The 13,836-nt window shown below is 42.1% G+C and carries 9 protein-coding genes and 1 riboswitch; of the genes, 7 read left to right on the forward strand and 2 right to left on the reverse strand.

Features of this window, described 5'->3' with window-relative positions; all coding sequences use genetic code 11:
* The first annotated feature begins 259 nt into the window (after positions 1–259).
* On the forward strand, positions 260–1,711 hold the full coding sequence (locus SY85_RS19455) for a S41 family peptidase (protein ID WP_066406684.1): 1,452 nt from the start codon (positions 260–262) through the stop codon (positions 1,709–1,711).
* Between the two features lie 75 nt (positions 1,712–1,786).
* On the opposite strand, the gene SY85_RS19460 is transcribed toward SY85_RS19455, so the two are convergent.
* A complete protein-coding gene (locus SY85_RS19460; protein ID WP_148661241.1) occupies positions 1,787–2,806 on the reverse strand; it encodes a hypothetical protein in 1,020 nt (339 codons plus the stop codon).
* An 859-nt stretch (positions 2,807–3,665) separates the two neighbouring features.
* Between SY85_RS19460 and SY85_RS19465 the strand changes: the two genes are divergently transcribed.
* From SY85_RS19465 to SY85_RS19480, 4 genes are all read left to right on the forward strand, one after another.
* Positions 3,666–6,620 carry a glycoside hydrolase family 9 protein gene (locus tag SY85_RS19465; protein WP_066406688.1) on the forward strand — a complete coding sequence of 985 codons (2,955 nt, stop codon included), beginning with the start codon at positions 3,666–3,668 and terminating at the stop codon, positions 6,618–6,620.
* 156 nt (positions 6,621–6,776) lie between these two features.
* Positions 6,777–7,175, forward strand: coding sequence for a VOC family protein (locus SY85_RS19470; protein ID WP_066406689.1), 399 nt, complete (start codon positions 6,777–6,779; stop codon positions 7,173–7,175).
* 209 nt (positions 7,176–7,384) lie between these two features.
* Positions 7,385–7,573, forward strand: a riboswitch (cobalamin riboswitch).
* Positions 7,574–7,682: 109 nt separating this feature from the next.
* Positions 7,683–8,654 (forward strand): ribonucleoside-diphosphate reductase small subunit, encoded by a 972-nt coding sequence (locus tag SY85_RS19475; protein ID WP_066406691.1) that lies wholly within the window; start codon positions 7,683–7,685, stop codon positions 8,652–8,654.
* A gap of 146 nt (positions 8,655–8,800) precedes the next feature.
* Positions 8,801–11,185 carry a ribonucleoside-diphosphate reductase subunit alpha gene (locus tag SY85_RS19480; RefSeq protein ID WP_066406697.1) on the forward strand — a complete coding sequence of 795 codons (2,385 nt, stop codon included), beginning with the start codon at positions 8,801–8,803 and terminating at the stop codon, positions 11,183–11,185.
* Between the two features lie 69 nt (positions 11,186–11,254).
* Here SY85_RS19480 and SY85_RS19485 read toward each other — a convergent pair whose 3' ends face one another.
* Complete coding sequence (locus SY85_RS19485; RefSeq protein ID WP_066406699.1) at positions 11,255–11,875, reverse strand: HAD family hydrolase; 621 nt, start codon at positions 11,873–11,875, stop codon at positions 11,255–11,257.
* Positions 11,876–12,014: 139 nt separating this feature from the next.
* Here SY85_RS19485 and SY85_RS19490 point away from each other — a divergent pair, with 139 nt between their 5' ends.
* Positions 12,015–12,530 carry a GNAT family N-acetyltransferase gene (locus tag SY85_RS19490; RefSeq protein ID WP_066406700.1) on the forward strand — a complete coding sequence of 172 codons (516 nt, stop codon included), beginning with the start codon at positions 12,015–12,017 and terminating at the stop codon, positions 12,528–12,530.
* Positions 12,531–12,698: 168 nt separating this feature from the next.
* Positions 12,699–13,793, forward strand: a complete 1,095-nt coding sequence (locus SY85_RS19495; RefSeq protein WP_066406702.1) for a glycoside hydrolase family 130 protein — start codon at positions 12,699–12,701, stop codon at positions 13,791–13,793.
* The last annotated feature ends 43 nt before the right edge of the window (positions 13,794–13,836 follow it).

Below are 13,836 nucleotides of genomic sequence, written 5' to 3' on the forward strand. Positions count from 1 at the left end.
CGAATAACTATTTGCCACCATTGTCAAAATGCATAGTGATCGTCCATAAGCTTGATTCAAATAAGCTATGCTATTTTGTACAGGAAGGCAAAGGACCCCTCTGATTTTCAGAGGGGTTATTTATGTTATGTATTACTAAGAACAATTGGCCACCAGAATTCTACAATCTATTAATGATCTCATTTTCTTAAAACGCAGCTAATGTAACTTTCTCTTTTAATTGACATCAGGAATGAATCAAATCATGATGCATAGTACCATGAAAAAAAGCATCGTTGCACTAACTGTACTTGTTAGCTCTTTAACTGGTAGCGCACAAACCTGCGACTGTCAGACTGCTTTTGATTTTACCGTACAAAAGATTGAAGCCAACTATTCTGGTTTCAAGGATAAGGTAACAGCAGCTAATCAGTCGGAATATCGCGCCTTTACAGATAGCCTGCGCAGTATGGCCGCCACTACTGTTTATCAGCGTCACGACTCTTGCCATTCGCTACTTACTCGCTGGTTAGGGTTTATGAAAGATGGGCATACCTATGTAAACATGTTTGCTAATATTCCCACCAATGTCAATCCAGATTCTGTGCGAGGATTGTATGCCAATTGGCCGGTGGTCAAGCATACGTCGGCCAGCTTTGCTACTTACTTGTCTACCCATAAAAAGCAGTTGAAGCCATTGGAAGGTGTGTGGCAAATGGAAGACGGTAATTATAAAGTGGGTATTATTTACCAAAAAGGAAAATACAGCGCCTTTGTTTTGAAAGCAGATAGTTTGTACTGGATGCCCGGGCAAATAAAGTTTGAAGTAACACCAAAAGGCAATGTGTATGAAGGAACTTTTTACTTACGCAATCATGTGGCAGAACCGGCCGTATATGATCTTAGCCACATTACCGATGGTTATATACAAACCGGTATTCGTGGCACCTGGTATAAGCTGGATGAAAACGGAAAGCTTTTACTCAAAAACTTTTATCAAGGTTATGGTGTAGCCAGTTTTAAGCAGCTTAGTCCTAAAACCAACCTGTTCACTATAAAGAGTTTTAATGGTAATTACCGCCGGCTGATTGATAGCCTCATTATTGCAAACGACTCCTTACTACGTCATACAGAAAATCTGATCATTGACCTTAGAGGTAATGGCGGCGGTAGCGACTATGCACACTATCCCTTACACAAATACTTATATACGAACCCGTATACAATTTATGGAATGGAGGTATATACTTCTAAGGATAACATCGATAAGTTTAGAGCATTGGCAGTTAATCCCAATATTAAACCGAATGAACAGGAAGATTACCGGAAATGGATAGCATTGATGGAACAGCATCCCAATCAATTTTATTCAAGGGAGCAAACGGTTTTTATGTCTGATACATTAGAAGTGTTGCCTTTTCCTAAACGGGTAGCAGTGTTAATTGATAAGGATTGTGCCAGCGCTACTGAACAGTTCTTAATAGAGCCTGTGCTAAACAGCAAGAAGGCTACGATCTATGGACAGGCTTCGGCTGGTATAAAGGATTATAGCAACCTACATTGGTTAGCTATTCCCAATACACCTTTTGAATTGAATTATCCTACTACGCGCAGCAAGCGGGTAGATCTGGGATTAGGTATAGATAACAAAGGGGTACAGCCTAATGTAAAGCTGGATAGTAATACAAAAGACTGGGTACGGTATGTACAGCAAGAAATGGAAAAGTCATAAATGGCACATGTAATAAATGAAAAGGCCTTATCCTGAGATAAGGCCTTTTCATTTATTGAACGGTTTGAATTTTTATTATTTCTGTTGAGGTTTGCTATCAGTAGTGCTGGGTTTTAAGAGTCGTATAACCGCACTGCTATTTTCTGTACTGGCAAGCTGGGCTTCATAACGTTTGTCACCCACCACAGCTACCATGAAAGAAGTATTGGGTGGGATAGAGCCTAAGTTCTCGGCCACCATGGTCAATTCATTCGAGCTGCCCATATCCGACACCGGTAGTTTAATGGTATATGCTTTATCGGTGAGGCGAATGTGTTCAAAAAGCAGTTTGTTGTTTAGGAACAGTGAAATGGAGTCGCCATCAATTTCAGCATTGTCATAAAAGCGCAATTCAATAGAATCGCCGGTTAATGGAATATCGGTCGTAAAAACTTTGCGGCGCGCAATAAACTTCTCTTCAATGGTTTGGGACTTAATGACAGCAGGCGGTTGAGGGTTTTCTTTTTTTGTTTCCGGAGGCATTGAAATCACAACCATGCCAGGAATAGGAGATTGCATAGGTGGTGCCTTAGGTTCCTTAACTGGTTTTCTTCTACCTGGTACGCTTGCAATCAGGTTTACACTATCAATAATGTCCGGGTCATTAGCACCAACCAGGTAGTTCTCAATAACATAGTCCCACTCGTCCCGAAAGGAAGGGCCTTTTACCTTGGTAAGCGCTACGGGCCCTTCGGTTTCCTGACTCTCTTTTGGAGTGGCTTTTCCATCCAGGTGCATTTCTCCGCCGCCGGGGCAGTTAAAGTCAGCTGTAGAAAGTAGCGGTGTTTTGCCAGGCGTACCCAGCAGGCCTCCCTTTTCTTCAATGAGCTGATCGTCCCACCAGATCACACTATTGGTGTTGGGGTCAAAATACCCTTTGATACTGTAGCGGCTATAGTTGCCAGCCGACGCATAGTAATAGGAGGTGCCGGTGAGACTGTCTCCATTCTGGACAATCTTCACTTCTACCTTTTCCTTTTTGACCTTGCCCTTCCACACACCGGTAACCTGTTGGGCCTGAAGGGAAGACAGGAATAGGATTAATGATATGGACAATAGGATTTTGCACGAGGCAGAGCGCAAATAGTTGCTGGAAGGCGACATGTTTATTAAACGCGTAAAGCGGAAATATATTTTGTGAGGAGGCGAGGACGCACCCCTAAGAGGGAGCGCTTCGCACTATATTATTTCACGCAGAGGCGCGGAGAACCCAGCGAAAAAGTTTCGCACAGAGGAAAGGAGAAAAGGAGAAGTATTTCAAGATTTTAGGTTCCAAGTTTCAGCCTTGCTTTCACAACCTACCCCTAGTGCAAACGCCTCTCGCTTTTGTCATTCTGAGCAATAGCGAAGAATCTCAGAGACTACGTTTATAGAACAAACTGCTATTGTAAGATCACTTGCTTGTCACCCTGAACTCGTTTCTGAGTCTGATCTTACATCAAAGACAGTTTAATCAACAAAGGCAAAGTAAATATTCAGGAAGGTAATCCTAATAATCCTTCTTTAAATCCCATTCATCCGCGGTGCCATTTTTATGGTTTTAGATAGTTCTATCCTTCATATGCGAATGTTGTGTTATGTAAAAGCGGCTAGCTTTCAAATGGTAAAATGTGCCTATTAAAAAACTAATTGAAATACTTGCAACTACAATCTTGCGCTATTATGTTTATGGCGCGTTTCACGCAATCCTTCTCTTCCAATTCCTGCTGAAGAAACATAGATAGTTCCGTTAGCCCGAGCCACTCCTTTATTAAGTGCCCGCCCTTGCGGTAATTATCACCTTTTCAGCATAAACGTTTATCAATAGATAGAAATAGCAACTGTTGCTGTTATTACTTTGATCCAACCCGTTGAAACAACTGCCGTTATCCAGTGTTCCTGACGAACTGTAATCCATTTGATTAAACGACAGGAAATGAAACAATTCAACCCCCGTACTCTTACCACAACCACTTATTTTTTGAGCCAAGCGCTCAAGCAAATGCTTGTGTTTATGTTGCTCTTTGCCACTTCCTTTTATTTAAAAGCAGCACCTGCACAAACCACCTATCATATCAAGGTAGACCAATTTGGTTATTTGACGGCATCCAAAAAAGTTGCCGTTATTGTTGATCCGCAAGTAGGCTACAATGCAGCTGAAAGTTTTCTGCCTGGCACAGGTACTAACCAATACCAGGTGCGCCGTTGGAGTGATGATGTAGTTGTATTCGCCGGAACGTTGCAAGCGTGGGGTAGCGGTACTACTCATACGCAATCGGGCGATAAAGGCTGGTGGTTTGACTTTACTTCCGTAACCACTCCAGGATCTTATTATGTGTATGATGTGGCGAATAATATAGGTTCTTTCCGTTTTGAAATTGGTGATAATGTATATGATGAAGTGTTGAAGCAAGCCATGCGTGTATTCTTTTACCAACGAATCAATTTTGCTAAGCAAGCGCCTTATACCGATACCAAGTGGGCAGATGGAGCGGCCTTTGAAGGTGCCAACCAGGATCGGTTTGCTACCAGCCGGTTTGCAAAAGGCAATATGTCTACCGCCAAGGATGTGCATGGTGGCTGGATGGACGCAGGTGATATGAACAAGTATACCACGTTTGCCAATAGTGCTGTTATTCAACTAATGGAAGCCTACCGTATCAATCCTGCTGTGTTCAAAGACAATTACAATATCCCTGAATCAGGTAATGGCATTCCGGATATACTGGATGAAGTGAAATGGGAGCTAGACTTTTTAAAACGTATGCAGGATGCTGCTGGCACCAATGGCTTTCTATTAAAAGTAGGTGTAGATAATTATAATGAAGTAACACCACCTAGTACAGACACCCGCCCTCGCTACTACCTGCCAGAATGTACAGCAGCTACACTTTCAGGCTGCTCCATGTTTGCGGTTTCGGGTATGGCTATGAAAAATGTAGCGGCCTTATCGACTTATGCGCAGGACCTTATTGCTCGTGCAGAACTGGCATGGGCCCGGGCTAAAGTAACTACCAACAACTTTACCAGCTGGCAAACGGCTTGTGATGACGGTGATATTAAAAGTGGTGATGCTGATAATACCGCTGAACAGCAATTGGATAATGCTTTTGTAGCTGCGGTGTATTTATATGAAGCCACTGGCAAAGCGGAATACAAGACCTTTGCTGAAACGAATTACACCAATGTAAATCCTTACAAGATCTATTGGTGGGGACCTTACTGGATGCCGCAGCAACTGGCACTTTTACGACTCACTACGTTGCCTAATGTGTCATCTACTGTAATTAATAATATTCTTAACCAGAAAGCCGGAATGGACTATCTCTATTCGGTTCAAAACTATACTGCCGCTACCGACCTATACCGGGCGCATATGGGAGATGATACCTACCATTGGGGACATAATCAGGTGCGTACCAATGCGGGTATTATGAACCTGGATTACATCACTTTTGGTTTAAACACCACAAAGCATCAGCAATATAAAGAGGTGGCGGAACAATACCTCCATTGGATGCATGGGGTAAATCCCATGGGAATGGTCATGCTTTCCAATATGTATGCTTATGGTGCAGAGAAATCCGTAAATGAGATTTATCACGCCTGGTTTACCAATGGCTCTAAATGGGACAATGCGTTGACCTCACCCAATGGCCCCGCACCAGGTTATGTGCCTGGCGGCCCCAACAAACAATACTCAGGTCCTGTAGCAGGTATAACAGACCAGCCGCATCAAAAGGCCTACAAAGATTGGAATACGGCTTATCCTGAAAACTCCTGGGAAATTACAGAGCCAGCTATTTATAGCCAGGCCTCTTATATAATGTTATTGGCCCGCTTACTTTCACCCACTACTACACCGCCTCCACCAGCGGATACTATCGCGCCCGCCGAACCAACGAATGTGATGGTCACAAGTACTACTGATAAAACAGCAACATTGAGCTGGACAGCCGCTTCAGATAATGTGGGTGTAACAGGGTATGATGTGTACCAGGGTGCAACACTGTTGCAAGCCAATGTAACGAGTACAACAACAACTATCAATAACTTAAACTGTGCCACTGCGTATGGTTTTTCAGTAAAAGCAAAAGATGCTGCCGGCAATCTATCTGCTTTCAGTAATATAGCCACAGCAACTACTCAAGCTTGTATAGTAGTAGCTAGTCCAATAATTTACGATGATGCGATAGGCGTAGACTGGAGTGATGTGTCGACTGGTTCAACAAGAAACTTTAACGCAACTAATATTATTAAGGTAGGAAGTAAATCAATAAAGGTTGATTATGCAGCCAGCGGCTTATTGGCTTTTCAAAAAGGAACCGCTGTTACCAGCAGCAGCACTACACAATTAAAGTTTTGGATATACAATGCCAGTAAAAATGGTATTCGTATCTATACAGAGTCCACTACTGGTGCAAAAAGTGCAGATGTATACCTGAAGACGGCTAGTAATAAATGGGAAGAAGTAGTAGTAAGTATGAGCCAGTTGGGTAATCCGGCAACGATTAAAAAAGTGGTGATTGGCAACAACTCAAAGCAAACCGGCACCATGTACTTTGATCAAATACAACTGACAAGTACTGCAGCCACTGCTCGAGCTGTTGAAAGTAATACTAATGAAACCGCTCCATCTCCTACACCATGGACAGTATACCCAAATCCTGCCAAGGATCAAGTAGTTATTCAACTTCAAACGTCTTCGGCTTCCTGGCGGTTACTATTCATCAGTGATAATACAGGTAAGGTGGTTTACAAACAGCGTGTTCACTTGTTGGAAGGTGCAAACAAATGGCTGCAAGCACTACCAAAATTGACCCCAGGTATTTATACCATCAGCATTAATGACGGTCAAACTTTGTATACGAAAGCAATAGTTATTCAATAAACGAAGGTTAGTTAAAAAGTAGAATTCAGCAATGCGTTCCTTTCAGTGCTATTGACCTTGAGCGCCATCCTTCCACTAGAGAGCCCCGGCCATTTGGTTGGGGCTTTGTTTTCTTAAAGTGGTACATTCAAGCTAAAACAATTAGGCCAATAAGTAATGAACCAACGAATAGCCCATATAGCCCTGGTGGTGAATGACTATGATGAAGCCATTCAGTTTTATACCGAAAAGCTGCATTTCACATTAATAGAAGATACGCCTTTGAGTGAAACAAAGCGATGGGTGTTAGTGGCCCCAAAAGGAGATACTACATGCTGTTTGCTGTTGGCGAAAGCCGCCAGTGAAGAACAAAAAAGCCGTGTGGGCAACCAAACTGGTGGACGGGTGTTCATGTTTTTATATACGGACAACTTTCAACGCGATTATCAGAACCTGCTGGATCATCAAATTAAAATCGTACGGCAGCCTTCGATGGAAGAATATGGCACAGTGGCTGTATTCGAAGATCTGTACGGTAATCTTTGGGATTTGATTGAGCCAATCGATCGCAAGTAGATGCTATAAAGAAAATAGGCATGTGATTTCTTTGAATAATTGGCTGAAGCAATTTAAGCAGTTGATTATGGAATCGATCATAATAGTTCCCTTAGCTGCTTTGTCCTAAATCAAATGTTTATCTATCTATAAAGTCTTGTGCCACAAGCGCTCAGAGGTTTTCAACATAGGGTGCATAACATCTGCTGCCGTTTTACGATTTCTGTTTTTCTTTTGTAGGGCATATCGGTTTCTACGCTTAACGCAAAGAATGAAAAGGGAATCAGGTGTAAATCCTGAGCTATCCCCGTAGCTGTAAGCTCCTTTACTTGTTTAATCTCCATGCCACTGTTGAAAAAAACGGGAAGGCCTTAAACAAGGGAGTAAGTCAGAAGACCTGCCGGTATCAAGTATTAAGTAACTACGCTTTCGGAGGAAAGGCATGGTACTGGTAGTTTATGCCTTTACCGGCTTTACTCTCGGCACTATACTATTCACCCGCAGGTAAAATGCTCCAATTATTTTACTATGCAACACAACAATGAAATTCTGTTGAAAGAAAACAAAGACCGCTTTGTTATTCTTCCTATCAATTATCCCAAGGTATGGGAGCACTACAAACGCCATGAAGCCAGTTTTTGGACCGCTGAAGAAATTGATCTTAGCAGTGATCTGAAAGACTGGGCGGCACTCAATGACGGAGAACGCCATTTTATATCGCACGTACTGGCTTTTTTTGCCGCCAGCGATGGTATTGTTAATGAAAATCTGGCCGTGAACTTCATGAGTGAAGTACAGTTGCCAGAAGCCCGCTGCTTCTATGGCTTCCAGATCATGATGGAAAACATTCATAGCGAAACCTATGCATTGCTCATTGATACCTACATTAAAGACCCGCAAGAAAAGCACAAACTCTTTCATGCTATAGATACGGTGCCCGCTGTAGCAAAGAAAGCAGAATGGGCGCTACGCTGGATCGAGAATGGCACGTTTGCCCAGCGATTGGTAGCCTTTGCAGCTGTCGAAGGCATCTTCTTCAGTGGTAGCTTTTGTTCCATTTTCTGGTTAAAGAAAAGAGGCTTGATGCCCGGACTAACCTTCAGCAATGAACTGATCAGCAGAGATGAAGGGTTGCACTGCGAATTTGCTTGTTTACTCTATAGTATGCTTTCCAACAAACTGCCAGAAGAAGAAGTAAAAGCTATCATTGGTGATGCTGTTACTATTGAAAAGGAGTTTATTACAGAAGCCTTGCCTGTGGACCTGATTGGTATGAATGCAAAGTTGATGCAGCAATACATAGAGTTTGTGGCAGACAGATGGCTAACCGAATTGGGGTATTCAAAGATCTTCCACACAGCTAACCCTTTTGATTTTATGGAAATGATTTCCCTGCAGGGCAAGACTAATTTCTTTGAGAAGCGCGTTGGTGATTATCAAAAGGCTGGAGTTATGGCTAACAAAGATGCACAGGTATTCTCCACTGATGATGATTTCTAATACGATTAGTTGTATCAAGGTCTGCCACGGTTACCAAGCAGTTTGCAAACAAGTAGTCACAGCTAAAAACCGTGGCAGACCTCAACGCTATCAACTCTATGGTGAATACAAAAACTATTTTTAAACAGCTTCTAAAAGATTAAATCATGTTCGTTATAAAAAGAAATGGTAAGAGCGAGTCGGTAAAGTTTGATAAGGTTACTGCCAGAATCGAAAAACTATCTTATGTTTTAAGTTCATTGGTAAACATACACGAGGTGGCAAAGAAAACAATTGAAGGAATCTATGATGGTGTTCCTACTACACAGCTGGATAATCTGGCTGCTGAAACGGCCGCTTCGTTAACCACCATACATCCCGATTATGCACGGTTGGCATCGCGCATTGCTATTAGCAATTTGCATAAGAACACCACCAAGCGTTTTTCTGCTACCATGCGTAAACTGCATCAATATACCGATGCCACTACCGGAAAGAAAATGCCGCTGATTGCAGATGATGTTATGCAGATTATCGAAGATCATGCCGACCTGCTTGATAGTACCATCATTTATGACCGGGATTATGCCTTTGATTATTTCGGTTTTAAAACATTAGAAAAGTCCTACCTGTTGCGTATTGACAACAAAGTGGTAGAACGCCCGCAACATATGTATATGCGAGTGGCTTTAGGAATACACAAGGAAGATATTGAAGAGGCTATTAATACATATCATCTGATGAGCGAAAGATGGTTTACGCATGCTACACCTACTTTATTTAATGCCGGTACACCCAAGCCTCAAATGAGTAGTTGCTTTTTACTAACGATGAAAGACGATAGCATTGATGGCATTTACGATACCTTGAAGCAGACAGCCAAGATCTCTCAAAGCGCAGGAGGTATTGGATTGGCCATTCATAACGTCAGGGCAACAGGAAGTTATATCAGTGGCACTAATGGTACAAGTAATGGTATTATTCCTATGCTGCGTGTGTTTAACGATACGGCACGCTATGTAGACCAGGGTGGGGGAAAGCGCAAAGGAGCCTTTGCTATTTATTTAGAGCCCTGGCATGCCGATGTGTTTGAGTTTTTGGATTTACGAAAAAATCATGGCAAAGAGGAACTCCGTGCCAGGGATTTATTTTATGCTCTTTGGATATCAGACCTGTTTATGAAACGGGTGGAAGCAGATGGTAATTGGAGTTTGTTTTGTCCGAATGAAGCGCCGGGCTTAAGTGAGTGTTGGGGAGAAGAATTTGAAGTCTTGTATGAACGATATGAGCGTGAAGGGCGGGCGAAGAGAACCATTAAAGCACAGGAGTTGTGGTTTGCTATCCTGGAATCACAGATTGAAACGGGAACGCCTTATATGCTGTATAAAGATGCGGCCAATAGTAAGAGCAATCAGCAGAATTTGGGTACTATTAAAAGCAGTAACCTGTGTACAGAGATCATGGAATATACGAGTGCCGATGAAGTGGCCGTTTGTAATCTGGCTTCTATTGCATTGCCGCGTTTTGTAGTAGATGGCCAATTTGATCATCAAAAATTATTTGAAGTCACTTACCAAGCCACGCGAAACCTGAATAAAATAATCGACAATAATTATTACCCTATTGAAGAAGCAAGGAATTCTAATCTTAGGCACCGGCCTATAGGTTTGGGCGTTCAGGGCTTGGCAGATGTATTTATTTTACTACGCCTTCCTTTTGAAAGTGAATTGGCCAAAATGCTGAACCAAAACATTTTTGAGACCATCTACTTTGCAGCTATGACGGCCAGCAAGGATCTGGCAAAAGTGTCTGGACCTTATGAAACATTTGCAGGTTCGCCGGTATCGAAAGGTATTTTCCAGTTTGATATGTGGGGTGTAACACCTACCAATCGTTGGGACTGGGCAGCCTTGAAAGATGAAGTAAAGCAGTACGGTGTCAGGAACTCCTTGCTGGTGGCACCCATGCCAACAGCGTCAACCTCACAAATACTAGGCAACAATGAATGCTTTGAGCCTTATACGTCTAATATTTATACAAGGAGAGTATTAAGCGGTGAGTTTATTGTGGTAAACAAACACTTGTTGAATGACCTGGTAGAACTGGGTTTATGGAATAATGATATGAAGAACCGAATTATTGCAGCGAATGGTTCCATTCAACACATACCAGAAATACCTGCCAGTATAAAAGAACTCTATAAAACAGTTTGGGAAATAAAACAGCGAAGCATTATTGATATGGCTGCCGATAGAGGTGCCTTTATTTGTCAATCGCAGTCGTTGAATTTATTTATAGATACCCCTACCACATCAAAACTTACGTCTATGCATTTTTATGCGTGGAAGAAAGGATTAAAAACGGGTATGTATTACCTGCGTACACAAGCTGCGGCGCAAGCCGTACAGTTTACAGTACAGAAGCAGACAGAACAACAGCCTGCTGCCTCACAGATTCAAGTGAAGGATCCTATGGTTATAGCTGAAGGAGATGCGCAAACAGATGGAGCCACATGCAGTATGCAGGATGGTTGTATCAGTTGCGGTTCTTAAAATACGCTAACCTGCCATGCTTATGTAAAAGAAGCCTGGCAGGTTTCTAATTAGTTACGTACAGTAGTTTTATATAAAACGGTTAAGTTCTTTAAAGTCAGAAATTTTATTGGTGGCGTTGTAGGTTGGATACCGGTTAAACTTATCATAGAGTACTGTGTCAATGCCCAGTTCGGTTCCAGCTTTTATTTCAGACTCGGGATCATCACCCACCACTAACGCGTCAGAAGGGGTAAGGTTGTATCGTTGTAAAATATCTGCAAATACGGTCTTCTTTGTTCGTTCACCCGTATTAGGATCAACAATATGTATTTCTTTGAAATCCTGTTCAATGCCCATATTCTTGATCTTGCTGGTCTGTAAATTTTTAAAGCCTGTTGTGACTAGAAATCGATCTGCTGGTAATTGTTTTATTTCATGGTAATCCGGAAAAACATCGATCGGCTCATTGTACGTAAGGCCTTGTAACAGCTGTGTTGTCGTTTGCAAAAAGGAATGATCAAACTGGTATCGTCGCACTACTACCTGGAAAGGTTCACGCATAACGGCATCTTTGATTTCAGTAATTTGATGAGCTGGCAGTCCGCTTGCATCTATCTGTTGAAAAAGGGAGGCAAACAACTTTTCTCCAATAGAGGCAACCGAATAAATAGTATTATCCAAGTCGAGAATAATTGCTTTCTTGGCCATTTTATCTATTGTATGATAAGGATGTAAAGTTAAATCTGTTGCTCAGAAAATGCTTTATTGTATCTGCTCTATGAAAGGTTTTGACTTTGTATTCCCTTTAAGTAATCGATCTTTGCTGCTTTAAGAAGAAGCGAAAGAAATGATATCGATTGTAAAGGCACAAGTGGCAGATGCTCCCTTACTGGCACATATCGGGAGACTATCTTTTATTGAATCGCATGGTCGTAGCGCTACGCCAACTGTCATCGACGAGTATGTAAACGATAAGTTTAACTTGGAGGTGATGCAGCAAGAGTTGCGTGACTTTGCTAATATTTATTACATCATTTATCACAATGAGCAGCCAGCCGGCTATTCAAAGATCATTTTTGACGCTAAACATCCAAATATCTCACTTCCACATGTAACCAAGCTGGAACGACTTTATTTGCTGGAAGCTTTCTACGAGTTAAGGCTGGGCGCTGAACTAACGCAATTTAATATCGACCTCTCTAAAGAGCATCATCAGAATGGTATGTGGCTGTTTGTCTGGACAGAAAATGAAAGAGCGCTGCGCTTTTATAAAAAGATGGGTTTTCAGGCTATAGGTAATTTTGATTTTAAACTTACCGACGCGCATGCCAATCCTAATTATCAGATGTTACTTACATATTGATCAGCTGCATGTTTTCGTAAGCGTTTGTCATTAGTAGTTATCAATAAACCAAATCTGTTTCTATAACGCTGGTACTTTACAAACCGGGTTCTTCTAATTAATTTTAGAGTACAAATTCATTGCCTTAGAGGAAAGGGTCTTTTGGTGTTCTATACTAAAATGATCAAAATGAAGCAGTACTATCTCTTGTTGATTGTATTACTGTTTGTTAACTGCAATCTGAAACAGACAAAGCATCCGCTAGCTGAAGCGGATAGTGATTGGACGCTCCTTGGTTTTGTCAAAATGGACCGGCTTAATCCGATTTTGCAACCCGATTCTACTTCTACTTTTTATTGCCCTATAAGTCGCAAAGGTGTTCAGTGGGAAGCAAGAAATGTATTAAATCCTGCCGCGGTAGTAAGAGAAGGAAAGGTCTATATGCTCTACCGGGCGCAGGATCAGGCCATGACGTCACGTTTAGGGTTAGCTGTTAGTGATGATGGTTTGCATTTTAAAAAAGAGCGCTGGCCCGTGTTGTTTCCTCAAAGCGATAGTTTGAAAAAGTATGAATGGAAAGGCGGTGTTGAAGATCCCCGTATTGTAGAGCGGGAAGATGGCATGTATATTCTTACCTACACTGCCTACGATGGTAAAACAGCCCGGCTTTGCCTGGCCACTTCTTCTGATCTAAAGTCGTGGACAAAGCATGGGTTAGTGATTCGCGGCGAACAGTATAAAAACCTATGGTCGAAGTCAGGCGCTATCCTGGCCCGGTTGCAAGGCAATCGGGTAGTGGCTGCCAAGGTAAAAGGCAAATACTGGATGTATTTTGGTGATAGCAATATTTTTATGGCTACTTCTGATGATCTCATTCATTGGGAGGTGGCTACCAGTGAAGAAAGCAAACAGATGGTGCCTGTACTTAATCCACGTCCAGGTTATTTCGATAGTAGGCTGGTAGAACCAGGCCCTTTTGCGCTCTTGTACAAAGGAGGCATCCTGCTTATCTATAATGGCAGTAATGCGGCTAATTATAATGACAGGGCAAAGCCGCGCTTTGCATACAGCGCCGGACAAGCTTTATTTGATAGCAGTATGCCTTATCGATTGGTTAAGCGTATGGATATGCCTTTTATTTTCCCCGACAGGTCTTATGAGCGAACAGGCGAAGTGAATGAAGTCTGCTTTGTTGAAGGATTGGTATACTTTCAAAACCGGTGGCTGCTTTATTATGGAACAGCCGATTCAAAGATTGCTGTGGCAATAAAAGAAGAGGGATAAGTATAACCGTTTTACCTCTTCCATACGCCATACCTTTGTAGCA

The organism is Flavisolibacter tropicus (assembly GCF_001644645.1).
Lineage (GTDB): Bacteria > Bacteroidota > Bacteroidia > Chitinophagales > Chitinophagaceae > Flavisolibacter > Flavisolibacter tropicus.

What these genes read in the sequence shown, in the direction of transcription:
- SY85_RS19495 (WP_066406702.1), top strand. Translation starts at nt 12,699, where the DNA reads ATGAAGCAGTACTATCTCTTGTTGATTGTATTACTGTTTGTTAACTGC.
- SY85_RS19475 (WP_066406691.1), top strand. Translation starts at nt 7,683, where the DNA reads ATGCAACACAACAATGAAATTCTGTTGAAAGAAAACAAAGACCGCTTT.
- SY85_RS19485 (WP_066406699.1), bottom strand. Translation starts at nt 11,875, where the DNA reads ATGGCCAAGAAAGCAATTATTCTCGACTTGGATAATACTATTTATTCG.
- SY85_RS19480 (WP_066406697.1), top strand. Translation starts at nt 8,801, where the DNA reads ATGTTCGTTATAAAAAGAAATGGTAAGAGCGAGTCGGTAAAGTTTGAT.
- SY85_RS19455 (WP_066406684.1), top strand. Translation starts at nt 260, where the DNA reads ATGAAAAAAAGCATCGTTGCACTAACTGTACTTGTTAGCTCTTTAACT.
- SY85_RS19490 (WP_066406700.1), top strand. Translation starts at nt 12,015, where the DNA reads ATGATATCGATTGTAAAGGCACAAGTGGCAGATGCTCCCTTACTGGCA.
- SY85_RS19470 (WP_066406689.1), top strand. Translation starts at nt 6,777, where the DNA reads ATGAACCAACGAATAGCCCATATAGCCCTGGTGGTGAATGACTATGAT.
- SY85_RS19465 (WP_066406688.1), top strand. Translation starts at nt 3,666, where the DNA reads ATGAAACAATTCAACCCCCGTACTCTTACCACAACCACTTATTTTTTG.